Source organism: Oceaniovalibus sp. ACAM 378 (genome assembly GCF_008085915.1).
In the GTDB taxonomy this organism is placed as follows: Bacteria; Pseudomonadota; Alphaproteobacteria; order Rhodobacterales; family Rhodobacteraceae; genus Oceaniglobus.
Genome location: NZ_VSJK01000002.1, coordinates 365,097 through 389,438 on the forward strand (window position 1 = coordinate 365,097; position 24,342 = coordinate 389,438).

Annotated in this window: 22 protein-coding genes; 9 read left to right on the plus strand and 13 right to left on the minus strand. The window is 62.2% G+C overall.

Features of this window, described 5'->3' with window-relative positions; genetic code table 11:
• Positions 1 to 56 precede the first annotated feature (56 nt).
• The 10 genes from FQ320_RS03690 to FQ320_RS03735 form a co-directional block, all read right to left on the minus strand.
• Positions 57 to 1,055, minus strand: a complete 999-nt coding sequence (locus FQ320_RS03690; protein ID WP_148470133.1) for an aldose epimerase family protein — start codon at positions 1,053 to 1,055, stop codon at positions 57 to 59.
• Complete coding sequence (locus FQ320_RS03695; protein ID WP_148470135.1) at positions 1,052 to 2,980, minus strand: beta-galactosidase; 1,929 nt, start codon at positions 2,978 to 2,980, stop codon at positions 1,052 to 1,054. Before FQ320_RS03695 ends, FQ320_RS03690 begins: the two co-directional genes overlap by 4 nt.
• A gap of 82 nt (positions 2,981 to 3,062) precedes the next feature.
• Positions 3,063 to 3,902 (minus strand): SMP-30/gluconolactonase/LRE family protein, encoded by an 840-nt coding sequence (locus FQ320_RS03700; protein WP_148470137.1) that lies wholly within the window; start codon positions 3,900 to 3,902, stop codon positions 3,063 to 3,065.
• A complete protein-coding gene (locus FQ320_RS03705; protein WP_148470139.1) occupies positions 3,899 to 4,504 on the minus strand; it encodes a 2-dehydro-3-deoxy-6-phosphogalactonate aldolase in 606 nt (201 codons plus the stop codon). Before FQ320_RS03705 ends, FQ320_RS03700 begins: the two co-directional genes overlap by 4 nt.
• 4 nt (positions 4,505 to 4,508) lie before the next feature.
• The gene (locus FQ320_RS03710) at positions 4,509 to 5,432 is read right to left on the minus strand and encodes a 2-dehydro-3-deoxygalactonokinase (protein ID WP_148470141.1); all 924 of its coding nucleotides are present in this window, start codon (positions 5,430 to 5,432) and stop codon (positions 4,509 to 4,511) included.
• Entirely contained in the window at positions 5,429 to 6,193 is a 765-nt protein-coding gene (locus tag FQ320_RS03715) for an SDR family NAD(P)-dependent oxidoreductase (protein WP_148470143.1), read from the minus strand. The genes FQ320_RS03710 and FQ320_RS03715 overlap by 4 nt, the downstream gene beginning before the upstream one ends.
• Positions 6,190 to 8,313 (minus strand): alpha-galactosidase, encoded by a 2,124-nt coding sequence (locus tag FQ320_RS03720; RefSeq protein ID WP_148470145.1) that lies wholly within the window; start codon positions 8,311 to 8,313, stop codon positions 6,190 to 6,192. Before FQ320_RS03720 ends, FQ320_RS03715 begins: the two co-directional genes overlap by 4 nt.
• A gap of 7 nt (positions 8,314 to 8,320) precedes the next feature.
• Positions 8,321 to 9,169, minus strand: coding sequence for a carbohydrate ABC transporter permease (locus tag FQ320_RS03725; RefSeq protein ID WP_148470147.1), 849 nt, complete (start codon positions 9,167 to 9,169; stop codon positions 8,321 to 8,323).
• 84 nt (positions 9,170 to 9,253) lie between these two features.
• A complete protein-coding gene (locus FQ320_RS03730) occupies positions 9,254 to 10,180 on the minus strand; it encodes a carbohydrate ABC transporter permease (RefSeq protein WP_148470149.1) in 927 nt (308 codons plus the stop codon).
• A gap of 191 nt (positions 10,181 to 10,371) precedes the next feature.
• Complete coding sequence (locus FQ320_RS03735) at positions 10,372 to 11,637, minus strand: ABC transporter substrate-binding protein (RefSeq protein ID WP_148470151.1); 1,266 nt, start codon at positions 11,635 to 11,637, stop codon at positions 10,372 to 10,374.
• A 176-nt stretch (positions 11,638 to 11,813) separates the two neighbouring features.
• Between FQ320_RS03735 and FQ320_RS03740 the strand changes: the two genes are divergently transcribed.
• Both FQ320_RS03740 and FQ320_RS03745 read left to right on the plus strand, forming a co-directional pair.
• The gene (locus FQ320_RS03740) at positions 11,814 to 12,626 is read left to right on the plus strand and encodes an IclR family transcriptional regulator (protein ID WP_148470152.1); all 813 of its coding nucleotides are present in this window, start codon (positions 11,814 to 11,816) and stop codon (positions 12,624 to 12,626) included.
• Between the two features lie 4 nt (positions 12,627 to 12,630).
• Positions 12,631 to 13,686 carry an ABC transporter ATP-binding protein gene (locus FQ320_RS03745; protein ID WP_148470154.1) on the plus strand — a complete coding sequence of 352 codons (1,056 nt, stop codon included), beginning with the start codon at positions 12,631 to 12,633 and terminating at the stop codon, positions 13,684 to 13,686.
• Between the two features lie 102 nt (positions 13,687 to 13,788).
• Here the strand turns inward: FQ320_RS03745 and FQ320_RS03750 are convergent, their stop codons facing one another.
• On the minus strand, positions 13,789 to 14,817 hold the full coding sequence (locus FQ320_RS03750) for a LacI family DNA-binding transcriptional regulator (protein ID WP_222861565.1): 1,029 nt from the start codon (positions 14,815 to 14,817) through the stop codon (positions 13,789 to 13,791).
• A 243-nt stretch (positions 14,818 to 15,060) separates the two neighbouring features.
• Here FQ320_RS03750 and FQ320_RS03755 point away from each other — a divergent pair, with 243 nt between their 5' ends.
• From FQ320_RS03755 to FQ320_RS03785, 7 genes are all read left to right on the plus strand, one after another.
• Entirely contained in the window at positions 15,061 to 16,050 is a 990-nt protein-coding gene (locus tag FQ320_RS03755) for a substrate-binding domain-containing protein (RefSeq protein WP_148470158.1), read from the plus strand.
• A 105-nt stretch (positions 16,051 to 16,155) separates the two neighbouring features.
• Positions 16,156 to 17,640 (plus strand): sugar ABC transporter ATP-binding protein, encoded by a 1,485-nt coding sequence (locus FQ320_RS03760; RefSeq protein WP_255509356.1) that lies wholly within the window; start codon positions 16,156 to 16,158, stop codon positions 17,638 to 17,640.
• A complete protein-coding gene (locus FQ320_RS03765) occupies positions 17,633 to 18,625 on the plus strand; it encodes an ABC transporter permease (protein ID WP_148470162.1) in 993 nt (330 codons plus the stop codon). Before FQ320_RS03760 ends, FQ320_RS03765 begins: the two co-directional genes overlap by 8 nt.
• The gene (locus FQ320_RS03770; RefSeq protein WP_148470164.1) at positions 18,622 to 19,599 is read left to right on the plus strand and encodes an ABC transporter permease; all 978 of its coding nucleotides are present in this window, start codon (positions 18,622 to 18,624) and stop codon (positions 19,597 to 19,599) included. The genes FQ320_RS03765 and FQ320_RS03770 overlap by 4 nt, the downstream gene beginning before the upstream one ends.
• Before the next feature lie 2 nt (positions 19,600 to 19,601).
• Complete coding sequence (locus FQ320_RS03775) at positions 19,602 to 20,450, plus strand: sugar phosphate isomerase/epimerase (RefSeq protein ID WP_148470166.1); 849 nt, start codon at positions 19,602 to 19,604, stop codon at positions 20,448 to 20,450.
• A gap of 1 nt (position 20,451) precedes the next feature.
• Entirely contained in the window at positions 20,452 to 21,873 is a 1,422-nt protein-coding gene (locus tag FQ320_RS03780; protein ID WP_148470168.1) for an FGGY family carbohydrate kinase, read from the plus strand.
• Entirely contained in the window at positions 21,870 to 22,556 is a 687-nt protein-coding gene (locus FQ320_RS03785; RefSeq protein WP_148470170.1) for a class II aldolase/adducin family protein, read from the plus strand. The genes FQ320_RS03780 and FQ320_RS03785 overlap by 4 nt, the downstream gene beginning before the upstream one ends.
• Positions 22,557 to 22,673: 117 nt before the next feature.
• On the opposite strand, the gene FQ320_RS03790 is transcribed toward FQ320_RS03785, so the two are convergent.
• Positions 22,674 to 23,594 (minus strand): HAD-IIA family hydrolase, encoded by a 921-nt coding sequence (locus FQ320_RS03790; RefSeq protein ID WP_148470172.1) that lies wholly within the window; start codon positions 23,592 to 23,594, stop codon positions 22,674 to 22,676.
• On the minus strand, positions 23,572 to 24,342 hold the full coding sequence (locus FQ320_RS03795; RefSeq protein ID WP_148470174.1) for an SDR family NAD(P)-dependent oxidoreductase: 771 nt from the start codon (positions 24,340 to 24,342) through the stop codon (positions 23,572 to 23,574). The genes FQ320_RS03790 and FQ320_RS03795 overlap by 23 nt, the downstream gene beginning before the upstream one ends.

Consider the following 24,342-nt stretch of genomic DNA (forward strand, 5'->3'; position numbering starts at 1 on the left):
CCTGACGGGGCCGAAAGGGAACACCGCTGCGCGGCGTGCCTGCGGCGCGAGTATTTTTACAAAGAAGAAGCCGGGGTAAAGTGGAAGGTTGTCGTCTGGTGCCAGGGTTCGCCGGGGCGCAGGACAATGTTTGGGAAATGCGCGTGGTGCGGCGCGTCGGGCCAGGATTGCGGCTCGATTGCGAGGCCGCAATGCGCCCGGTAGGTGCGATTGTGCAGCGTTGCAAGCGAGCCTGTGTTGATCGGGGCCGCGTCGAAGATCTGTAACCCCGGTCCGGTGGTGGCGATCTCCATGGTGAGGCCCGTTGCGCCAGTCAGGCACAGGGCCGGGGTCAGTTCGCGGCGCGCATCGGCCAGACAGAAGTTGTGATCAAGCGGCGGCAGAGCACCCGGCGTGATCCGGCGTGGGTGGCGCATGTCATGGGGATGACCGTCAAGCGACTGCACAACACCGGTTGGCAGGTTTCGATCGTCATTTGGCAGGATCCGGTCGGCGTGGACTGTAAGGGTATGGCCCGCCCAGGTTTCGCTTCCGTCAAGGTTCCAATACCCGTGGTGGGCGATGTTCATCAGGGTCGGCGCGTCGGTCGTGGCCGTGATGTCGAGGCTGAGGGTGTCGCCTGACAGCGCATAGGTGGCGGTGATACGCCGATTGCCGGGAAATCCGCCTTCGCCATCGGGCAACGTGACGGTCAGCGTGACATGGGTTTCACCGTGGTCTTGCACCGACCAGAGCGCGTTTTGGGTGCCTGCGGCACCGCTGTGCAGGGTGTTCGGGCCTTCGTTGGCCTGAAACCGGTGTGCCCGTCCTGCGATTTGCGCGCTGGCGTCCTTGATCCGGTTGACCACCGGCGCGATGACCGATCCGAAATAGGTCATGTCGCCCTCATAGGCGGCGATATCCGTCGCGCCGAGCGTCAGACTGTGGGCCTGTCCGGAAAGGTAGAGCGATTGCAGCACCGCTCCGTGGGTCAGCACCGTTGCACGGAGCGTGGTGTTGGACAGGGTCACAGCATGGACCGCGCGCCCGTCGGTGCGGATGCCGAAAGGGGTCACAGGGGCACCCAGGCGACCCCGGCGGGGGAGAGTGTCATCCCGTCGATCTCCACCGGATCGGGGGCATAGTTGAACCAGAACCGGTGGGTGGACGTGTCGCGGCAGCGCAACCCGTCAGGCAGATTGCGGGTCGCGATGCGCTCGGCTGTGCAGGCATTGGCGATCAGGCGGTCGAAGGCGGCATCATCGGGCCAGCCTGCAAGATAGTGTTGCTTGCCGTTGGACATGATCGCGGGTTGGCCTGCGGTGGTGGTTTCGGTGATCATCGCAGCGCCTTCGAGGTGTTCGAACCAATGGGCAAAGGCGCCGCCAGCGCTCAGGGGCACCGAAATCCCGGGCGGCAGGGATTCGACCTGTGCGACTGTGGCGTCCAGCCCCGGCAAAGCGGGGGGCAGCGGCAGCGGGATCGACAGGTCCGGGGTCTTGGCGTTGCTGCGCGGGCCGATCAGAGCCGTGCCGGGAAAATCGCCCAGACGGTCCAGAAATACCTGCGGCAGGGTGGCGATACCGGGGGCCAGGATCAGATCATAACCCGAGAGTTCGCCATCGGCGCGCAGGATATCGACCGACAGACCGGCCCGGCGCAGCGCACGGTAGGCGGCGAAACTCAGGCGGAAATAGTCGAAATCGGCACCCTGCGGTTGGATCTCCCATGCCCAGGCCGAGGGATAGTCGAACAGCAGCGCGACACGGGCGGTGGCGGTTTCGGCCTGTGGCATATCGGCCAGCTCGCGGGCGACTGTCGCAGCTTCGCCCAAGGCCGGGGCAGGGGCGCTGTCGGGGCGCAACAGGCCGGCGTGTTGTTGTTCCTGCGCAAAGGGTGCCTGACGCCAGCGGAAATAACACACGGCCCCGGCCCCGTGGGCGAAGGCCTCCCATGTCCAGAGCCGGACCATGCCGGGCAGGGGCGCGGGGTTGTAGGGCGCCCAGTTTACCGGGCCGGGCTGCTGCTCCATCACCCACCAGCCACCTTCTTTTGGCTGTCCAGTTTTGCCAGAGCGTCCCACGGCGCGGTAAAGATCGTGGTGAAACGCCTGCATGTCGGGGTCGCCCTGACGCAGGAAGCGGGCCTTGTGTTCTGGGGTGGCCTCGATCCGGTCGGACAGGAACCCGATGGGATAGCTGTCCCAGGAGGCGATATCGAGATCGGCGCCGACATCGAAGTGATCGAAGTCGAGGATGCGGCCCATATAGTTGTGGATCAGCGGCGCATCGGTGTGGCGGCGCAACACCTCCGTCTGTACCCTGTTGAACCGCACGACCTGATCGCTGCTGAACCGGCGAAAAGCCATGACATGGGCGGGGTTCGGTTCGGTCACTGTCAGGTTCGGCAGGTCGATGTCGTCGATACTGTCATAGTCCATCGACCAGAATACGTTGCCCCATGCGCGGTTTAGGGCAGCGACCGATTGATACCGCTGGGCGCACCAGTCGCGAAATGCATCGCGTGCGGCGCTGGAATAACTCAGCGTCGTGTCATGGCAGCCGTATTCATTGTCGGTCTGCCATGCCCGGACATGGGGGTTGGAGCCATAGCGTTCCCCAAGAAGGGTGACGATGCGGTAACATTCATCGCGGTACCCCGGGTGGCTGAAACAATAGTGGCGGCGTGATCCGAACCGGCGCGGGCGGCCGTGTTCATCGACGGCGAGCATGTCGGGGTGTTTGTCGACCATCCAGCGCGGCGGGGTGGCCGTGGGCGTACCGAGGATCACCTTTAATCCGGCATCTCCAAGGGTTTCGATTGCGCGATCAAGCCAGCCGAAATCGAACCTCCCCTCGCGCGGTTCGATGCGCGACCATGCGAATTCGCCGATCCGGACCCAGGACAGCCCGGTTTCCACCATCAGGGCGGCATCGGATGACCACTGATCCTCGGGCCAATGTTCGGGGTAGTAGCAGACACCAAGGGCGCGGTTCGTCATGGCAAGGGTCCGGTCGGAATGAGAGGGAGTGGTGTTTCCGTTAGGCGAGGGGGCAGTGTGAAACCGCCCCCCTGCACAGGTGTCAGATGATGACTGCCGGTTCCGGTCTGCCTTTGTGCGCCGTTTCGATGGCAAAGGTCTGCCCCGCTGCCGGGCCGTCATCCTTGACCGAGGCCGAGGTACAGAACAGCGTCGTCAGGTCAGCGCCGCCGAAGGCCGGGCAGGTGGCAAGGTTTGCCGGGATCGCAATGGTTTCCAGAAGCTTGGCATCGGGCGAATAACAGGCGATGCGCGCCGCACCCCATTGGGCGTTCCACAGATTGCCAGCCGCGTCGGTGACGGCCCCGTCGGGGCGCAGGGCTTCTTCGGACAGATCCAGCCATGGCTCGGGGTCGCCGTCGGGCCAGCCTTCGGAATCAAGAGCAACGCGCTGAATGATGTGGGTTGGCGTGTCGGCGAAATAGGCGAATGTGCCATCGGGGCTGAAGCAGATCGCGTTGGTGGTGCTGATCGGCGCGAACAACTGGCGCAGCTCGCCTTTGTAAAACCGATAGAATGCGCCCGCGTCTTTCTGTCCCGACTTGCCCATTGTGCCGATCCAGAACCCGCCGAAGGGATCGGCCCGCCCATCGTTCGACCGGGTGTCGGGATTGTCGGATTCCAGCAGGCAGACCGTTTCCTTGGCCTCGGTGGACAGGGAAAAGGTGAACAGCCGGGTTTCCGACGCGATCAAAAGGCGGTCGTCATCAATCCAGCCAGCGGCCGTGACGATTTCGTCGAAATTCCAATGTCGGGTCTTGTCGGTGCGCTGGAACAGCCGCTTGCCCAGAATGTCGAACCAGAACAGGCAACCCAGCGACGGATGCCAAAGTGGCCCCTCGCCCAATTGGCAGGGGGTGGGATCGAAAACTGAAATGCTCATCCTGAGGCTCCGTCAAAGGCCGCGACCATTTCGCGGGCGCGGGTTGAAATGTCGGCCAAGGTATCGCCGGGGCGGTACAGTGCCGTGCCGATGCCGAACCCGGTCGCACCGGCGGCGATATAGTCGTGGAAATTGTCTGGCCCGACACCACCGACCATGAACACCTTTGTGTCCACCGGCAGCACGGCGCGCAGGGCCTTGAGCCCCTCTGTCCCCATCTGGAAGGCGGGGAACACCTTGATCCCGTCGGCACCGGCTTTCAGGGCCGCGAATGCCTCGGACGGGGTCAGGATGCCGGGAAAGCTTTGCAGGTCCAGCTTTTTGGTGGCGTGAATCACCTCGGGGTCACAGTTTGGTGAAACGATCAGCTTGCCGCCGACATTGCTCACCTGCGCCACCTGTTCGGCGCTTAGGACCGTGCCCGCACCGATCAGCGCGTCCTTGCCATGGGCCGATGCCATCGCCTCGATACTGTCAAACGGCGAGGGCGAGTTCAGCGGGACCTCGATACGGGTGATGCCCGCCTCGATCAGCGCGGCGGCGACCGGCACTGCCTCGGACGGGTCGATACCGCGCAGAATGGCGATCAGGGGTCTGCTCATATGGTTATTTCCTCACAGTCAGGGCGCGGGCTGCGATCAGGCCGGCACGGGTCAATCCGTCGCCGTTGGTGCGGATCGGTTGCACCCCTTGGGCGACAAGCGCGGTTTCATAATGGCTGCACAGGGTTGCAGCCCCGATCAGTGCGATCTGGCGACCCAGCCACCAGGCGCGTGTCGCCGAAAGCTCGGCCCCGATCAACAGTCCCGACAGGCGGGCGCGGGCGGTGGCGCCGGACAGATCGTGCAACAATCCCTCGGCGCGCAGAGAGAACAGCCGGGCCGCCAGACGCTCGGGGTGGGACAGGGCATCGGACAGCGCGGTGGCAAAGGCTGCGTCGTCCCAGCCATCCGCGATGGAATGGCGCAAAACCGTATGGCCTGCGATGGCAGCGAACAATTCGCCGGTCATGACGGTCTGGAACCCCGTCACCTCGCCCGCGCTGATCTGCACCCATTTGGTGTGGCTGCCGGGCAGACAGAGCACGCCGTCGAACTGCGGTGTGTGCGACAGGAAACCGGCGATCTGGGTTTCTTCGCCGCGCATCACATCGGCGGGACGGTCCTGTTTCAGGCCCGGCACGATCCGCACGTCAAGGCGGGGATCACGGGCTTTCACCCGCGTCAGATCGGGCGACAGAGGCGGGCAGGGTACGGCGACATAGGCAGCTTCGGCCCAGCCCTGCCGCGCGCCGACCATGCCACAGCAGATGACGGAAAGCGGTGTGTCCGGCGTGACCTTGTCCAGCCAGTCGGCCAGCAGATCGGTCAGCGCCGGTTCAAATTCATCGGGTGCAAGGCTGCCCATGCCGCGGTCGGATCGCCGGTCTTCAAGGATCGAGCCGTCTTGCCCCATGGCCCATGCCCGGCAATGGGTCGTGCCCCAGTCGACTGCCACCCATTCAGGCACCACAGGTCCGCGCGATTTCATCCTGTCACCACCACGCCAGCGTCCACCACCAGCGCCTGACCGGTCACCATACGCGCCGCATCCGACGCAAGGAACAGGCAGGGACCAACCATATCTTCGGGTGAAATCCGCTGTTTAAGGCACTGCATATGCATGTGGTTCTCGATGTCCTTTTCAGAGACGACGTCGTCAAGCTGGCGTTGGGTCAGCACCATGCCGGGCGACAGAGTGTTGACGCGGATGTTGTCGGGGCCGAATTCACGGGCATGGCCGCGGGTCAGCGCATTGATGGCGGATTTCGCGGCAGTATAGACCGGCATTTCCGACATGCCCATCATGTAACTGATCGACGACAGATTGACGACCGCCCCACCGCCCGCCGCCCGCATTCCCGGCACCACGGACTGCAAAGCGAACAGGAAGGGGCGCAGGTTGATCGCGATCAGGGCGTCGAAATCACCCGTTGTCAGCTCCATCGTTGTGTGCCGCCGGTCATTGGCGGCGTTGTTCACCAGAATCGTGATCGCGCCGTTGGCCGTGGCCGCATCGGCGATGGCCGATTGCAAGGCGTCTATATCGCTCACGTCGCAGGGACGAAACCATGGGCGGCGGCCATGTTTGTGCTCCATGGTGGCAAGAAACGCGCTGGCGTCGGAGCGCTGAACAAAGCCGACGTTTGCACCCTGAGCCATGAATCCGTCGGTCAGGGCCGCGCCGATTCCGGAACCGCCGCCGGTGATAAAGACGGACTTGCCATTCAGATCGGGAAATGTGGCGCTCACTGGCGTTCTCCTTCGATCACCCACATGGTCAGCGGAAAGGACCAGGGCAGGGTCAGCCCATGGTCCATCAGATATCGGCCCGACAAGGTGATATCGTCGGTTTTCAGCACCGGTGTTCCGCGCGACAAAGCCACGGCATCGGCGCGGTTGGCCAGATGGATCCGGTATTTTGCGGCCACGTCCAGCCCGGTCAGGCGCAGGGGGCGCGGCGCGATCTGGCTGCTGCTGTCTGCCTTGCCTGAAAACACTACAAAACGCGAGCCGTCACGGGCTGTCTGCTGTTCGGCGATCACCGATGGATCGGCGCTGTCCAACCGCAGGATATCGCCGGCGCACATCCAGTCGCGGTTTGCTTTCCACCACGTTGTCACATCGCGCAGCACGCCCGCCTCGTCCTCGGTCAACTCGCGGGGGTCCATTTCGAACCCCATGTGCCGCTGTGCCGCGACCCATGCGCGGAACCCTATATCAATGGTGCGCCCCGAGGTGTGGCAATGGCGCGGGCCGACATGGCTGCCGGTGACGGCAAGTGGCAGGAACAGCGCCGCGTTGTGCTGGATCCGCAGACGTTCCAATGCGTCGTTGCTGTCGGACAGCCAGACGCGCTGGCTGCGTTGCAGGATGCCGAAGTCGATCCGCCCGCCCCCCGAGGCGCAGCTTTCGATCTCGACAGTCGGAAAATCGGCGCGCAACCGGTCGATCAGATCATAGGTGCCACGGGTCTGCGCCGCGTCGGGCGTGGGCAGGACGCGGTTATGATCCCATTTGATATAGTCGATCGCATGGGCCGACAGGATCGCCGCGATGTGATCGTAAAGGTATGCGCGCACCTCGGGCCGCGCCATGTTCAGCGCCATCTGCTGGCGTCCCAATGTCTGATCCCCGCGCCCCAGCGCCCATTCGGGATGGGCGCGGTACAGATCGCTTTCGGGGTTCACCATCTCGGGTTCAAACCAGAGGCCGAAGGTCATGTTTTCGGAATGCACATGATCGATCAGGGGGTTCAAGCCATTGGGATACTTGCGGCTGTCGGTGGTCCAGTCACCCAGCGATGTGGTGTCGTCGTCGCGCTGCCCGAACCAGCCGTCATCCAGCACAAAACGCTCGGCACCGAGGGCGGCGGCGCGGCTGGCGATGTCTTTCAGCTCGGTCAGGTCGTGATCGAAATAGATCGCCTCCCAGCAGTTGTAATGGACGGGCCGGGGGGTGCCCGGTTTTGCCCATGTGACGATCCGGTCGCGCAGGTGCCGCTGAAACGCCACGGCGATACCGTTCAAACCGGTGTCGGAATATGTGACATAGAGCGGCGCTGTGGAGAAACGGGTGGCGGGCGCGGATTCGGTCCCGGAGGCATGGCCGAATTGCACATGACGGCGACCGTCGGGCAGTTCCTCGGCCACCATGCGGTGCCCGCCCGACCAGCCATAGTGGAAGCCGAATGCGCGCCCGGCGGTGTTGCTGGCGCCTCGCTCGGGCAGGATCAGTCCGGGAAAATGTTCATGCCCCGTGCGCCCGGTGCGGTTTTCACGCAGCCGGATCCCCGCCGACCATGGGGTGCGGTTCAATTGGAATTCACCGATCCAGCGGCCCGAAACATCGATCATCTCATCGCTGAGTTGCGGCGCGGGCAGGACGGGTGCAGCCAGCCAGTCCAGATGGACGGGGGTTTCAGACTCGATCTGAGCCTGCGCCGTGATGACGCCGGTTGTCGGGTCGGTGGCGAAACTGGCAGAGTATCGCAGCCCGTTTTCGGGGTCGGCGAAGATAAGGGTCAGGGTCTGGCGGGGTTCGCTGCCCTCCGTGCCCGGACTGGACAGCTTTGCATTCTGAAAACTGAACCGGGGCAGCAGCGCCTGGCCGTCTGCACCGCGCAGGATCAGGCCCGGCTGGCCCGGAAAGCTGCGCACGGCCTCCGGGCAGATCGACAGGTCAGGGTTTTCATCCAGCATCCCGCCCGTCACGTCCAAAGCATAGGCGCGGGCCACGGTGGTCAGGTCTTCGTCCATCGGCAGCGCGCCGCCCCAATAGACACATTCGGGCAACCGGTCATCCATGGCGGCCAGAACCAGAGTCTGGCCGCCATCATCCAGCCGCCAGAAGCGATAACGTTGATCGGGCATGGTTATCCTATTTCACGGCGCCAAGGGTCAGCCCCGCAATGAAGTGTTTCTGCATCAGAAAGAACATTGCCACGGGGGGGAGGGCGGCGACAATGCTGCCCGCGCTCATCAAATGGTATGCGGCGCGGTATTGCGCGTTAAAGCTGGTGATCCCTGCGGTCACCGGTTGGGATTCGACACCCTGGGTCAGCACGACGGCCCAGAAATAATCGTTCCAGATAAAGGTAAAGACCAGCACGGCCATGGCGGCCAGCGCCGGTTTCATCAGCGGCAGCACAATGTACCAGAAGATCCGCCATTCGGCGATCCCCTCGACCCGCGCCGCCTCGATCAATTCGAACGGCAGGGCGCGGATGAAATTACGCATGAACAGGGTGCAGAACCCGGTCTGAAACGCGATATGAAACAGCACCAGACCGGTTTTGGTGTTGTAGAGGCCCATCTCGAGCGTCAGATCGCGCACCGGCACCATCAGGATCTGGAATGGCACGAAATTGCCCGCGACAAACATGAAGAAGACCCAGAGGTTCGCCTTGAACCGATAGACGCCCAGCGCAAATCCGGTCATCGACGACAGGATCATGCAGCCAATCACCGTGGGAACGGTGATCAGGACCGAGTTCAGCATATAGCGCGGCATGTCGGACTCAAAGAAAACCTTGCCATAGTTGGCGAAGCCCTGAAAGCTGGATGGCCAGCCCCAATAGTTGCCCGATGTGAAGTCCGAATCCGGCTTGATCGAGAAGATAAGGATCGAGATCAGCGGCAACAGCCAGAGGATCAGGGCCAGCGGCAGAAGCGATTGATAGGTCAGCTGCCACGTGCGCGAAGTCTTTGCGATCGGGGTCGGAAACATCTCAGCAGTTCCTTTCCGGAATGCCCGCTGCAGGCCTGTCTGCGGCGCGGGTAAATTGATCGGTGATGCGGCGGGAACAGATCATCAGCGTTTGTCCTCTTGGTACATCGACCACAGGAAATAGACGATGAAGCAGAGCATGATCAGGAACAGAACCACAGCGATCGCGGCGCCATATCCCATGCGGAACCCGTATTCCGACAACGCGACCTCGAACATATAGAACGACAGTACGCGGGACGATCCGAAGGGGCCGCCGTTGGTCATGATCGAGATCAGGTCGAAACTGCGCAGCGCGCCGATGATCGTGACGACAAAGGCGATGAAGGTGGCGGGTTTCAGCTGTGGGATGATGATGTACCACAGCATTTTCCAGCCCTTGGCATTGTCCAGCCGCCCGGCCTCGATCTGTTCGGGGTTCACGCCGTTGAGCCCGGTCAGATACAGGATCATGCAATAGGCGGTCTGCGGCCAGATACCGGCCAGAATGATCCCCACAGTGACAAACCGTTCATCCCCCAGCACGTTGATCGGGCCCAGTCCGACCCAGCCCAGCATGACGTTAAGCAGGCCGAAGGTTGGATCATAGAACCATGTGAACACCAGTCCGACGACAACCTGAGAGATCACGAAGGGAAAGAAAAACAAGGATTTATACAGCCGGATGCCCGTCACTGTCTGGTTCAGGAACAGCGCGATGAACAGTCCCGCCGGGATCGCCGCGAGGTACAGCACCAGCCACAGCATGTTGTTCCAAAGCGAAGTATAGAAGGCATCGTCGTAGTAGAGTTCCTGATAGTTCTGCAGTCCGATGAATTCAGGCTCGCCCAGACCGTCCCAATCCAGCAGCGAAATCTGGAACGACTGAAAGATCGGAAAAATCACATAGAAGGCAAAGAACAACATGCCCGGCGCAAGGAACAGCCACGGTGACAGCCCGATCTGGTTTCGGCGCCACCAACTGCGCTTGTCCGGGGCAGGAGAGATGTCGGGAAGGGTCGCGTGGGTCATGGGGCCACCTGATCTGGGGGAACCGACGGCGCGATACTTTGATATCGGTGCGCTCGGATCCGTACAGTTTCGACCTTGCCCCGGGTGGGATCGGCCCTTTGCTGTCGCCGGTGGGGTGGCGCGCCCGCAGTAACAGGCGCCACCCCTGATTTCGGTTGCGGGCGGGGGGACTTTTTCCCGCCCGGTATGGATCAGTAAATTCGGGCGCGGGCACGCTCGAGACGGTCAAGGATCTTGTCCAGATTGTCGGGCTTGACCATGAATTCCTGAAAGCCTTCCATCGCCACCTTGGCCATTTCGGCGGGTGCGTCACGGTCAAAAAACTGTGCCACACCACCGGGGCTGTTGGTCGACAGCATCTGGAAACCCTGCTCAAGAAACTTGTCGTCATCCACCGATGATTTCGAATTTACCGGAAGCTGGCCCAGGTTGTCGCCGTTGTTGATCAGCGTCTGGTTGTCTGCCGAGACCACGAACCGCAGAAACTCTCTCGCGTTTTCCTTGTTCTTCGCACCCGTCGGGATGTGGAAGGTGTCGGTCGGCGCATCTTCGGCCAGTTCGACATCTTCGTTGATCATCGGGAACTGATAGAAATCCAACTGATCGTCGGTCAGCCCGGCTTCGCGCAGGGGAGCGACGGCGAAGTTGCCCATCAGATATGCGGCAGCGTCGCCGCCGGTCATGAAGGGCAACGCCTCTTGCCAGCTATAGGCGGTGTGGTTGTCGATAAACGCGCCCATATCCAGCAGCTCGCGCCAGTTTGCGAACGTATCCTTGACCCGCTGGTCGGTCCACTCGACTTCGCCATTGGTCAGGGCGGCGTGGAAATCATAGCCGTTGGTGCGCATGTTCAGATAGTCGAACCAGCCACCGGCGGTCCACAGGAACTTGGTGCCGATGGTAAAGCATTTCTTGCCGGAATCGAGGATCGCCTGACAGTTTGCCTTGAACTCATCCCATGTTTTAGGCTCGGACAGGCCCAATTCGTCATAGATGTCTTTGCGATAGTAAACGCCCCACTGATAATAGGTATAGGGGACGCCGTACTGCTTGCCGTCGAGTGTCATCGCGCCCTTGGTCGAGGCCAGTTCTTCGCTCAGCGTGCCTTCCCAAAGATCCGAGATGTCTTCAAACAACCCGGCGTTGACATAGGGCAACATTCGGTTGGCCGCATACCAGTTGGCCACATCGGGCGTGTTGGCGGTCAGAAAGTTGCGGATCTGGGTCTTGTAGGCCTCGCGATCGATCACCGTCAGTTCAATGTTCAGATCAGGGTGCATTTCACCGAAACGCTCGACCATGCCTTCCATCACCGCGCGGGGTGCAGGGTTGCCCATGTCGGAAAAGATAACGAGATCGCCCGACAGTTTCGCCGCATGGGCATCGGCAAATGCGCCGGTTGCCATGGCCATGGTCAGACCCAAAGTCGCGACAGTTGCTTTCAAGTTGGATCGCATTGGTTTCTCCCTGAACAGTTTCATTAGTTGGAACTCTGTTTTATATATTGAAATTTTAACAGCACCCGGCTTATGCTTGTCAACAGTTTCCTCGGAAGGGTGCCCGATCAGGGTCTGCGAGTCCAAACATGATTGGGCCCGTGAAACCGCCGGTAAGGAGACAGCAGGAGGATCGAATGCAAGAGACGGATGCGCGCAACGGTGGCACTGTGGGCAAGGCGCTTGAGGTGCTTGATCAGGTCGCCGCCCATGGCGGCCCGGTGCGGTTTGCCGAACTTCTGCGCGACAGCCCGTTTCCCAAGGCGACGCTTTACCGGCTGCTTCAGACGCTGATCCAACAGGATATGTTGCAGGTCGATTCCGAGACTGGCGCCTATCGTGTGGGGGTCCGGCTGGTGCGGCTGGCCCACTCGGCATGGCGTACTGCATCGCTGGCTCCCCTGGCGCAGCGCCATCTGGATGATTTGGCGGCGCAGGTCTGCGAAACGGTGCATCTGGCACAGTTGGACAACGCGCAGGTGCTTTATATCGACAAGCGCAATGCCGATGTCCCGGTCCAGATGTATGCTGAGGCGGGCAAGATCGGCCCAGCCTATTGCACCGGCGTGGGCAAGGCGATGCTGGCATTCCTCCCGGCGGACCGGGTGGGGCCGGTTCTGCAACAGCAGTCATTTCACCGGTTTACAGCAACGACACTGACCAGCGTGGCCGCATTACAGGTCGAACTGGCCGAAATTCGCGCCTGCGGCCATGCCTTTGACCGCGAAGAGCATGAACCGGGTATAATCTGCGTCGCCATGCCGATCCTGACGCAGGACGGTCAGGTTCTCGGCGGGCTGTCGGTCACCGCGACGACACAGCGGCGCGGTCTGGCCGATCTGGAAACTCTCGTGCCGCATCTGCGCAGTACCGTCCGCAAGATTGCCGATGACGCGTCAATCTGGCGTTTTCCCGGCCGAACCGCCCCGCAACTTATCAAAGCAGGATGATCCCATGTCAGGTGTGACACTTTCCAAGGTGATAAAACGATACGGCGAAATTCAGGTGATCCACGGGATCGATCTGGAGATTGCGGACGGTGAATTCTGTGTTTTTGTCGGCCCGTCGGGGTGTGGCAAATCCACGTTGCTGCGGATGGTCGCAGGGCTTGAGGAAACCACCGAGGGGCGGATGACCATCGGCGCCCGCGATGTGACCCGTGAAGATCCGGCCGAACGCGGCGTGGCAATGGTGTTCCAGACCTATGCTCTGTACCCGCATATGACGGTGCAGCAGAACATGGGGTTCGGCCTGAAGATGACCGGCCACCCGAAGGCCGAGGTCGAGGCCAAGGTGGCTGAGGCGTCGCGTATCCTGAAGCTGGACTCCTATCTGGATCGCAAGCCTGCTGCGCTGTCTGGTGGACAACGCCAGCGGGTCGCGATCGGACGCGCCATCGTGCGTGGCCCTGAGGTGTTCCTGTTCGATGAACCGCTGTCCAACCTCGATGCGGAACTGCGGGTAGAGATGCGGGTCGAAATTGCCCGTCTGCACAAGGAAATCGGCGCGACGATGATCTATGTCACCCACGATCAGGTCGAGGCGATGACACTGGCCGACAAGATCGTCGTGCTGCGCGCCGGGCGGATCGAGCAGGTGGGCGCGCCGCTGGATCTGTACCGCAATCCCGACAACCGTTTCGTGGCGGGTTTCATCGGCAGTCCGGCGATGAATTTTCTTGCCGGAACGGTCCGGGATGGCATGGTCGAGGTGGCGTCATTGCAGGACGCAGTGAAAGTCCCGGTGCAGATGCCGGCCGACGGAACCGAGGTGGTGTTGGGCATACGGCCCGAACATCTGGAACTGGTGTCCGGCGACACGCATTCTGTCGAATTGACCGAGGCGCTTGGCGGTGTTTCCTATGCATATCTGGCGGGTTCGACGGGGGAGCGGATGATTGTCGAGGAACGCGGCGATGAACGATCGGTCACGGGTACGAAAGTGGGCGTGACGTTCGATCCGGCCCGCGCGATGCTGTTTGACGCCACGACCGAAGCCCGGATCAGATAGCGCGCGTCCCCCCCGGCGCGAGACGAGAAAATCGAGGATTTTCTCCTGAAAATTCTCTGGAGAATTTTGTTGCGTGGCCGGCGCTGCACATCGCCGGTTCGGTCAGCCCTGTTCGGAAAACGGCGAAGAAAAGATCGTGCGCGGCGGAATCAGATCCGGCGGGACTTCGACCACCTGGCGTGACGGTTTGTCGATCAGATCATAGGCTTTGACGATCAGTTCGGCCGCGTTCTGGCGCACCATATGTACCGGAAACCGCAGGAAGGCGGCGAAGGGATCATAGTCGTAACAGCCGAACCGAGTGTGCTCGGTGGCAGCGTCGGGCAGGGTGGTGAAGTGGCCCAGCAGACCCTCCAACACAGTCAGGGAGTTGATGAACAGCGCCTCGGGAAGTCCGTCGCAGCGATCCATCAGGGCGGCAACCGCCCTTCTGGCGCTGCCGGGGGCATAACCGCAGGTGATGATTTGGTCATCCGAAAGGGAGAAACCGGCGGTCTGTGTCTCCGCGCGGAAGGCTGCGATCCGGCGCGATGTGGCCTGATCCGACGCGCATCCGCCGATGAAATGCGGCCGCGCGCCGTGTGGCAGGCCGGTCAGCAAGACGCGGGTCAGCGCCGCCGCGCCACCATAATTGTCAGAGGTGACCGACGGCGCGCCGCTGCCCGGCAGGTCGACGAAAACGTGACGCATATTGGCGGCTTTGCAGGCGGCGGTGATCGCGTCGGGATCGGTCGCACCGGCGATGAACACGAAATCCACCGCATAGGAGATCAGCGTTTCAAGAATGCGCAACTCCTCGACGGGATCGCGTAGGGACGATGCGATGACCGGCACCAACCCCCTCTGGCGGGCCTGCGCTTCAAAATTCTGCGACAGGGATGAAAAGAACCGGTTGTCATGGAAAGCGATGATCATGCCCACAAGGCCCGATCTGGCCTGCCGCAATCCGCGCGCCTGAAGATTGGGGGAATAGCCCTGCTGTTCGGCAATCAGGCGGATCGTGTTGACGGTGGTTTCGCTGATCCTGCGCGCCTTCCATTTACCGCCCAATGCCGCACTGACCGTCGAGGGCGAGGCGCCGGACAGACGGGCAATGTCATAGATGGTTGCCTTGCGGTTGGTGCCGTCCACGCGGTGGTTTCCCCTGTCGCGATGCATTTGTCAGGCTGCAGTGACTTTTGTCTTGACGACTCTATCCGGTTGCTGCTTCCATAGGCAACATCGATTGTGCAGAGTATGAGACCTTTGCGCGTCCCGTCTTTCGTAGTGGGAAAAGTGGGGCGCGGAGTGATAACTCAACCGATGCGCACAATCGATGGTGCACTTGGTTTACACGGGCTGTCCGTGGTGGATGGTCCTGGGGAGGAGAACGTCATGAAAAGAAGATCCGCATTGCTGGCCGGTGTCGCGCTGTCCGTTGCGCTTGGCACCGGTGCCTGGGCACAGGACAAGCCGACCATGGGCGTCGTTGTCAAGATCGGCGGTATTCCGTGGTTCAACGCAATGGAAATGGGCATCAAGGAAAAGGGCGAGGAACTGGGCGTCGATGCGACGATGATCGGGCCAACCAGCGCCGATCCGTCGTTGCAGGTGCGCGCCATCGAAGATCTGATCGCCAAGGGCGTCGATGTGATCGGCGTGGTTCCAAACGACGAGGCGGCGCTTGAGCCGGTGCTTGAAAAGGCCCGTGCGGCAGGGATCAAGGTGATCTCGCACGAAGGTCCGGGGCTGAAAAACGTCGACTGGAACTTCGAGATGGCCAGCGCCACCGGCTTTGGTGAAGCACATGCCAAACTTCTGGCCGAAAAGATGGGCGGCAAGGGCGAATATGCGATGTTCGTCGGCTCGTTGACCGTTCCGCTGCACAATGCATGGGCGGATGCGGCGGCTGCCTATCTCGCCGAGAACTATCCCGATATGAAGCTGATCGGCGAGCGTTACGGCGTGGCCGAGAACGTGGATGAATCGCGCAAGACGGCGCTGGATCTGATGGCGGCGAATCCGGAATTGAAAGGCTTTCTTGCCTTTGGTTCGCAAGGGCCGATCGGCGCGGGCCGCGCGATCGAAGAACGCCGCAAAACCGGCGAAGTCTTTGTCCTTGGGCCGTTTTCACCGGGTCAGGGCCGTGAGATGATCAAGGCCGATGCGATCTCGGGCGGCTTCATGTGGAACCCCGCCGAGGCAGGCCGGGTGTTCGTGACCATGGGCAAGATGCTGGTCGACGGTACGGAAATCACCGAGGGCACAGATATTCCGGGGCTCGGCGTTGTCAGCCCCGACGTGGAGAACCGTGACATCATCACCGACAATCTGGTGACGATCAACAAGGATACGGTGGACGAGCTGGCCGATCTGGGCCTGTAATTTCACCGTTAACCGGGCCGCCCCGTCTCTCCCCGGGGCGGTCCGCCATTATTTATCCGGAGCCTGAAATGCGTAGCATCCGCCCATTCCGGGGTTCTTGCCGCCGTGGCTGAACCCGCGATCCGACTGACTTCGGTGTCCAAGCGTTTCGGCGGTGTGCAGGCACTGGATAGCGTGGATTTCGCCGTCGATGCAGGCGAGGTGCATTGTCTGGCGGGCGAAAACGGCTGTGGCAAATCGACGATCATCAAGATTGTGACCGGCGTGTATCAACCCGACCCCGGTGCGCGGATCGAGTTGTTTGGCGAAGTGGTCGAAAAGGTCACACCGCAAGAGGCTCGGGCGCGGGGCATCGCGGTGATCTGGCAGGATCTGGCGCTGTTCCCGGAAATGACCGTGGCGGAAAACATTGCGTTTGAAACCATGCTGGGCAACCGGCCGCGCCGGGTTTCCTATCCGGCGATGCGCAAACGGGCGGTGGCGGCACTGGCGCGGCTTGATGTCGATCTTGACCTTGACGCGCGGCTGAACACCCTGCCCATCGCCCAGCGGCAGGTGGTGGCGATCGCCCGTGCACTGGTGTCGGACGCGCGGTTGATCTTCATGGATGAACCCACGGCCTCGCTGACGCAGAGCGAAACCGATGCGCTTCTGGATGTGGTGCGCAAACTGTCGGCGCGGGGAGTGGCGGTGGTCTTTGTTTCGCACCGTCTGGCCGAGGTGCTGGATATTTCATCGCGGGTCACGGTGTTTCGCGATGGTCGGCTGGTCGGGGTTTACCCGACCGAGGGGATGACCCAAGGCCGGCTGACCGAATTGATGACCGGCAAGCATTTTGAAACCACGGTTGCCGCCCGCGATGTGACTGGCCCGCCGGTGCTTGAGGTGCAGGGCCTGACCCGACAGGGCGAATATGCCGATGTGTCCTTTACCCTGCATGCGGGTGAGGTTCTGGGGCTGACCGGGCTGATCGGTGCCGGACGCTCGGAGCTGGGGCACACGTTGTTCGGAATGTCGCGCGCCGATGCGGGGCAGGTTCTGCTGGACGGAAAACCGGTGCGTTTCCCGTCCAACCGCGCGGCAGTCGATGCCGGAATCGCCTATGTCTCGGAAGACCGGCTTTCGCTCGGGTTGATCCAGCCGCAAAGCATTGCGGACAACACGGTGATGGCGGTGCTGAAACGGATCACATCGGGCGGTTTGATCTCGCCCGCCAAGAAAGCCGCGCTGGTCGATCACTGGATCCGCGAACTTGCGGTCAAGATCGGTGAGCCGACAGATGCGGTATCGACTCTTTCGGGCGGTAATCAGCAACGGGTGGTTCTGGCCAAATGGCTGGCGACCGAACCGCGGGTGCTGATCCTCGACAGTCCCACCGTGGGCGTCGATGTCGGCGCGCGGGCAGGGATCTTTCGCATCGTGCGACAACTGGCCGAAACCGGTCTGGCGATCCTGCTGATTTCCGATGAGGCGACCGAGGTTCTGGCGAACGCTGACCGCGTCTTGCACATGGCAGGTGGGCGAATTCTGGGCGAATACGATCCGCGAGAGACCACGCTGCAAGGATTGGAGGCCGCGATCTATGCATAGTTTCCTGCGCAATTACCCGACCGAGGCCAAACTGTTGGCGGTGCTGGTGGTGATCTGCGCCGCACTGTCGTCTGCCTCGCCCAGCTTTCTGACGCTGGTGAATTTTACCGACCTGCTGAACAACAACGCGGTCAATGTGATCTGGGCCGTGGGGCTGGTGGTGGTGCTGATCGCGGGGGGAATCGACATCTCCTTTGCCGTCGCCGCCTCGGTCGTGCAGTACCTTTGCGTCTTTGTCTTCGGCTGGATCGGCGGTGGCAACTGGGCCATCGGGTTCGTCGTGGCGGGGGTGCTGGGCATATCTCTGGGGCTGATCAACGCCTTTCTGATCCACCAATTCCGGATCATCTCCATCGTCGTGACCATCGCCACATTCAACGCCTTCTTCGGGTTGTTGATGTTCTTTTCCTCGGGGCGGTTCCTGTACAACCTGCCGGGCTGGTGGTCGGACCGCCTTATCCTGTGGGAGTATGAGACATCGGGCGGCACCTGGGCGGAAATTCGTCTGCCTGTGGTGGTGATGGTGGTTGCCATGTTCGCGACTTGGGCGTTGATCCGGCACACGACGACGGGGCGTCAGTTGTATGCCTTCGGCGATAACCCCGAAGGAGCGCGGCGGGCGGGGATCAACATCGCGCTGATGCAGGCCATTGCCTTTGGCTGGATGGGAATGATGGCCGGGATCGGCGGGCTGATGCAAAGCCATATCACCCGCGAAGTGGTGCCGAACGCGCTGTACGGTCGCGAGCTTGAGGTGCTGGCGGCGGTGGTTCTTGGCGGCGCGCGGCTTGGCGGCGGTCGGGGCAGCGTTCTGGGCTGTTTCCTTGGGGTCGCTCTGATTGCTGTGACGCAGAACGGGCTGAACCTGATGGGTGTGTCGCCCTATGCCTTCAAGATGGTCGTCGGTCTGACGATCCTGATCGCGATTTCCATGTCGAACCTCGATTTCTCGGCAATGACCGCTCCGAAAAGGAGAGATCTGTGACCCGGTTGCGCAATGCACTGGGCGGTGAGGTTCTGGGCCTGATCGGCTTTCTGATCCTTGTCGTCATCCTGTTCGGACTGACCGCGCCGCGGTTCCTGACGGCGGCAAATTTCGGATCGATTGCGTTTCAACTGCCGGAACTGGGGCTTTTGACACTGGCGATGCTGATCCCGATCATTTCCGGCGGGCTGAACCTTGCGATTGTATTCACCGCCAACATTGCCGGGCTGACGCTGGCATGGGTGCTGAACACCCATGGCGGGGTCGATGCCGGGTTCGAGTGGTTCGTGGTCGGGTCGCTTGGTGCGCTGATTGTTGGCGCGCTGGCCGGAATGGTGATGGGGCTGGTCATCGCCTATACCGGCGCGCATCCGATCCTTGTGTCGCTGGCGATGATGATCTTTTTGCGGGGCCTGGGCGAATTTCTGACCAAGGGCGGCGACATCTCGGGCTTTCCGGATTATCTGCGGCCTCTGGGGCATGGTCTGATCCTTGGCATACCTGTGCCGCTGATCCTGTTCGCCGTTGCCGCCTTTGTCTGGCACATCCTGCTGACGCGGACGCGCCACGGGTTTGCCGCGACGATGATCGGCTCGAACATTCGCGCCGCTGCCTATTCCGGGATCCACACGAAACGCACGCTGACGCTGATCTATACGCTGTCGGGGCTGATGTGCGCGGTGGCGGGGATCCTGATGGTTGCAAGGTTCAATTCGGTGCGGGTCGGCCACGGCGAGGCACTGTTGCTGGTCACGGTTCTGGCGTGTTTTCTGGGCGGCGTCGATCCGTTTGGCGGGTTCGGACGCGTGGTGCCGGTCGTGATCGCGCTGATCGTGCTTCAGGCGCTGTCATCGGGGCTGAACCTGCTCGGCGCGAACCAGCATCTTTCGACCGCAGTCTGGGGCCTGTTCCTGATCGGGGTCATGGTCCTGCGCTGGGTTGCCGCACAAATACCGAAACGACGAAAGGGATAACCATGCAAGGCTTTGGCGTACATACCAGCATGTGGACGATGAACTGGGACCGCGAGGGGGCCGAGCGCACGATCCCTTCGGCCGCAGAATATAAAATGGATTTCATCGAAATCGCGCTGTTGAACGCACCTGCGGTGGATGCGGCGCATACCCGCGCCCTGTTGGAAAAGCACGACATGCGGGCGGTCGCCTCGCTGGGCCTGCCTGAACACGCCTGGGCCTCGGTCAATCCTGACGGTGCCATCGCGCACCTGAAGCAAGCCATCGAAGTGGCGGCGGCCATGGGCTGTGAGGCGCTATCGGGTGTCACCTATGGCGGGATCGGCGAACGCACCGGCGTGCCGCCGACAATGGCCGAATATGACAATATCGCGATTGCCCTCTCGGCAGCGGCGAAACACGCGAAAGACGCGGGTATCCTGTTCGGGATCGAACCGGTGAACCGCTATGAAAACCATCTGATCAACACCGGCGCACAGGCGACATGGATGATTGAAAAGGTCGGCAGCGACAACATCTTCGTCCATCTCGACACCTATCACATGAACATCGAGGAAAAGGGTGCGGGCAACGGCATTCTCGACGCGCGCGAGCATCTGAAATACATCCACCTGTCGGAATCCGACCGCGGCACCCCCGGCTGGGGCACCTGCGATTGGGACGAGATATATTCGACTCTGGCGGCCATCGAATACAAGGGCGGGCTGGCGATGGAGAGCTTTATCAACATGCCGCCCGAAGTGGGCTATGGTCTGGCGATCTGGCGCCCGGTGGCCGAGAATTTCGAAGAGGTAATGGACAACGGCCTGCCTTTCCTGCGCGGCAAGGCGCGGCAGTACCGGTTGATCTGAGATGAGCGACACTGCGTTACCGGCGACAATCGCGGTGCTTGACGTTGGCAAGACCAACATCAAGCTGTCGGCCTGCACCGATCAGGGGGCAGTGGTGGAAACCCTGTCCCACGCCAACACCACTTGCCCCGGGCCGCCATGGGTGCATCACGATCTGGCCGGTCAGGCAATATGGCTGTTCAGGGCGTTGAAGGACCTGTGTGACCGCCATCCGCTGCGTGACATCAACTTTGCGGGCCACGGTGTCGGCGGTGTTCTGGTGGCAGAGGCGGCGGCGAACGGTGACGGCACGGCTGTGCCGATGATCGACTATGAACAAGAGCCACCTGCGGGCCTGAACGACGCCTATATCCCGCAGGCGGGGGATTTCTTTGATCGCGGCAGTGCGATCATGCAGGCGACGACCCATACCGCCCGGCAGATGTTCTGGGCCGAGATCGCCGATCCCGAAGGGTTCACGCGGGCGGATCACGTCCTTGGGATACCGCAATACTGGGCATGGCGGCTGTCCGGGGTCGCGGCCTCCGAAGTCACCCATCTGGCGGCGCAATCCCACCTGTGGAACGTCGCACGCGGGGCGTTTTCACCCATCGTCGGGGCGCGGGGCTGGACCGGGTTGATGCCGCCGTTTCACCATGCAGGCGATGTTCTGGGCCCACTGCGCGCCGATCTCTGCGGCGCTCATGGGTTGCCACCCTTGCGGGTCCACACCGGATTGCATGACAGTTCGGCCAACTTCTATCGCTATCAGGCGGCGGGGTATTCCAACCTTGTCGTTGTCTCCACCGGCACCTGGATCGTCGGTCTGGCCGACGGTATCGCCCCCGCAGATCTGGACGAGGCACTTGGCATGACGCTGAACGCCGATGTCGGGGGCAATCCGGTGGCTGGCGCGCTGAGCATGGGCGGGCGCGAATTCATGGCCGTGGCTGGCGATCAACCCGAAGGCGCGATGGCGGATATGGAGGTGGTGAAACGGCTGATTGCGCGAGGCACCATGGCATTGCCGTCGTTCAGTCCTGCTGATGGCCAGTTTCCCGGTTCGGGTGGTCGTGGGCGGATCGACGGGCCACCGCCCGAGACCGCCGCCGAACGTCTGGCCCTTGCGGTGCTTTACGTCGCACTGCTGACCGAGACTTGCGCCGCCGCCCTTGATCCCGACCGCCTGCTGATCCTTGACGGCAGTTTCGTGCGCGATCCGGCATTTGCGACGCTGGTGGCCGCCCTGCGCCCGGGGCAGCGCACGCTGGTCAATCCCGAAGGTTACGGCGTCGCGGCGGGCACCGCCCTGTTGTGCCGTCAAGGACAGGCAAAGGCCGAGCTGAACCTGCTGACGCCTGCTGCCGCCCCCGATATACCCGACCTGACCGCCTGGGCCGCCCGATGGCGCACCCTGGCCAGAACACAGAAAGACGAGAAATGACTGACGAGAAGACATTGAGAGAACAGATGGTCGACATCTGCCGCCGGATGAACACCAGCGGCATCAACCAAGGCACATCGGGCAACCTGTCCGTGCGCCACGGTGACGGATTCCTGATCACCCCGTCCAGCCGCCCCTATGAAACGATGCAGCCCGAAGATCTGGTCTCGATGGCCTTTGACGGCACCTATGACGGGCTGCGGCCATCCTCGGAATGGCGGTTTCACCGGGATATCCTCAGGGCGCGGCCCGATGTGGATGTCGTGCTGCACTGCCATTCGCTCTATGCCACGACGCTGGCCTGCCATCACCGGTCGATCCCATCGTTCCATTACATGACCGGGATTGCCGGTGGCACCGACATCCGCTGTGCCGGTTACGCCACCTTTGGCACCGCCGAACTGTCGGAAGAGGCGGTCAAGGCGCTGAAGGACCGGATGGCCTGTCTGCTGGGCCAGCACGGCCAGATATCGCTTGGCAAGAACCTTGAGGGTGCCCTGTGGCTGGCGATCGAGGTCGAGGCATTGGCGCGGATGTACCTTCAGGCGCTGACCATCGGCGAACCGCCGGTGCTCTCGGACGAGGAAATGGCCAAGGTCATCGGCCAGATGCAGCGGATGAGCTATGGTCAGGCGCCCGATGGCGACGGCGTCGGAGATCTGGCGCGGCCGCGTTCGGCCTGAGTGCAGACAATGCGGGGGGCTGCAACGGCCCCCCGGTTACCGCAGTGGCCGGATGATCCGGTCAGCCCCAATCATTCAGCCCAAACCACTCGGCTTAAATCACTGGGCCCAAATCAATCAGGTCGTCGCGGCGATTGCGTCGGGTACGATCCCCGATGCGGTGATAAACGGCGCAACGTCGCGTCCGGCAAACAGCCCGTGATCGGCAATCAGCACCGTTCCCATTCCGGCAGCACGTCCGCCCAGAACATCTGTGTGCAAAGTGTCGCCGACCATGGCGATCCGACCGCGCGGCAGATCCATCCGTTCGGCGGCATCATCAAAGGCGTCGGCGAAGGGTTTACCGAACCAGTGCGTCGCAACATTGATCCGGTCGAGCATCCCATGGGCAAACAACCCCGGCTCAAGGCTCAACCCGTCTTCGCGCGGGGCGACAAGATCGGGATTGGCGATGACCACCGGGCGCGGGTTGCGGATCAATGCGTTCATCAACCGGTCCTGCAATTCCGGCGTCCAGCGGAGCGAGGACAGGAAAACGAATGCGTCGGCGCTGTCGAACAGCCCGGGTGAATCGATGGCATCGGACAGACGCGCCGGAATGTCGTGATAATCGTCACCGGGCGCCGAAAACGCCGCCCAATGGGCGCCGGGGGCGATGGTGTCGAGACGCCGCGCCGCCACCTCGCGCGAGGTGACGACTTCGTCGGGCGAAAAGTCGAACCCAAGGCGGTGGTATTTCTCGACCGCGCCACTGCGGGTATAGCTGGCGGCGTTGGTCAGCACGCAGAGCCGTTTGTCCATGGCGCGCAATTCGGCCATCCGGGCGATGGCACCGGGGATCGGCGTGTCCCCCACATTCAGCACGCCAAAGGCGTCCAGCAGGAACCCGTCATACTGATCCGCCAGATCGCCCAGCGTCGCCACCTTTTGCGAAGTCGCGGGAAAATCCGTGGCGGGCAGCCTTGGGCGCACCTGTTCATAGCGGGCAAAGGCGGTTTCGGCATCCAGCGCGGCGTCAAACACTGGTGAACCCGCCATCCACCATCAGCAGCGCGCCGTTGACCATCGCCGAGGCGTCGGACGCGAGGTAAAGCGCCATATCAGCCACCTCAACCGGTTCGGCAAAGCGGCGGGCGGGGGTTGCGGCGATCATCGGGTCTTTCCTTTCGGGCGCGGCCCAGACCTGCCGACCCATGGGCGTCATCACCACGGTCGGGCAGATCGCATTGACCTGAATGTTGAAACGCGCCCATTCGGCGCAAAGCGATTTCGTCAGCGCATTCAGTCCGCCCTTGGAGGCGGCATAAGCCGCGTGATCGTCCAGCGCGATCACCCCGGTTTGCGATGAAATGTTGATGATCTTGCCGCGGCGCCGTTCGATCATGCCGGGGGCCAGCGCCTGTGCCCAGAGGAACGGGGCGCGCAGGTTCACCGCCATGGTTTCATCCCAGTCGGCCAGTGACAGGTCGGTGGCCGGGGCAATGCGCGCGATTCCGGCAGAGTTGACCAATATGTCGATGGTGGGATGGGCGGCCAGCGCCTGCGCGGCGGCGCGCTGCACCTGCGCCGGATCCGCCATATCGGCGGCGATGGTCAGACAGTCGCGTCCCCGCTCACGCACGGCGCGGGCGGTTTCGGCCAATCCTGCGGTATCACGGGCCACAGCGATCACATCGGCCCCAGCGTCGGCGAATACGGCGCAGATCTCGGCGCCGATGCCCTTGGACGCGCCGGTGATCAGCGCACGGCGGCCGGTCAGGGCAAAGCGGTCTTGCCAGTCGGCCAT

Excerpts from the sequence above, each read along its gene's own strand:
- FQ320_RS03695 (WP_148470135.1), bottom strand. The coding sequence starts at position 2,980 with ATGACGAACCGCGCCCTTGGTGTCTGCTACTACCCCGAACATTGGCCC.
- FQ320_RS03700 (WP_148470137.1), bottom strand. The coding sequence starts at position 3,902 with ATGAGCATTTCAGTTTTCGATCCCACCCCCTGCCAATTGGGCGAGGGG.
- FQ320_RS03705 (WP_148470139.1), bottom strand. The coding sequence starts at position 4,504 with ATGAGCAGACCCCTGATCGCCATTCTGCGCGGTATCGACCCGTCCGAG.
- FQ320_RS03710 (WP_148470141.1), bottom strand. The coding sequence starts at position 5,432 with ATGAAATCGCGCGGACCTGTGGTGCCTGAATGGGTGGCAGTCGACTGG.
- FQ320_RS03720 (WP_148470145.1), bottom strand. The coding sequence starts at position 8,313 with ATGCCCGATCAACGTTATCGCTTCTGGCGGCTGGATGATGGCGGCCAG.
- FQ320_RS03725 (WP_148470147.1), bottom strand. The coding sequence starts at position 9,169 with ATGTTTCCGACCCCGATCGCAAAGACTTCGCGCACGTGGCAGCTGACC.
- FQ320_RS03730 (WP_148470149.1), bottom strand. The coding sequence starts at position 10,180 with ATGACCCACGCGACCCTTCCCGACATCTCTCCTGCCCCGGACAAGCGC.
- FQ320_RS03735 (WP_148470151.1), bottom strand. The coding sequence starts at position 11,637 with ATGCGATCCAACTTGAAAGCAACTGTCGCGACTTTGGGTCTGACCATG.
- FQ320_RS03740 (WP_148470152.1), top strand. The coding sequence starts at position 11,814 with ATGCAAGAGACGGATGCGCGCAACGGTGGCACTGTGGGCAAGGCGCTT.
- FQ320_RS03745 (WP_148470154.1), top strand. The coding sequence starts at position 12,631 with ATGTCAGGTGTGACACTTTCCAAGGTGATAAAACGATACGGCGAAATT.
- FQ320_RS03755 (WP_148470158.1), top strand. The coding sequence starts at position 15,061 with ATGAAAAGAAGATCCGCATTGCTGGCCGGTGTCGCGCTGTCCGTTGCG.
- FQ320_RS03765 (WP_148470162.1), top strand. The coding sequence starts at position 17,633 with ATGCATAGTTTCCTGCGCAATTACCCGACCGAGGCCAAACTGTTGGCG.
- FQ320_RS03775 (WP_148470166.1), top strand. The coding sequence starts at position 19,602 with ATGCAAGGCTTTGGCGTACATACCAGCATGTGGACGATGAACTGGGAC.
- FQ320_RS03780 (WP_148470168.1), top strand. The coding sequence starts at position 20,452 with ATGAGCGACACTGCGTTACCGGCGACAATCGCGGTGCTTGACGTTGGC.
- FQ320_RS03785 (WP_148470170.1), top strand. The coding sequence starts at position 21,870 with ATGACTGACGAGAAGACATTGAGAGAACAGATGGTCGACATCTGCCGC.
- FQ320_RS03790 (WP_148470172.1), bottom strand. The coding sequence starts at position 23,594 with ATGGCGGGTTCACCAGTGTTTGACGCCGCGCTGGATGCCGAAACCGCC.
- FQ320_RS03795 (WP_148470174.1), bottom strand. The coding sequence starts at position 24,342 with ATGGCCGACTGGCAAGACCGCTTTGCCCTGACCGGCCGCCGTGCGCTG.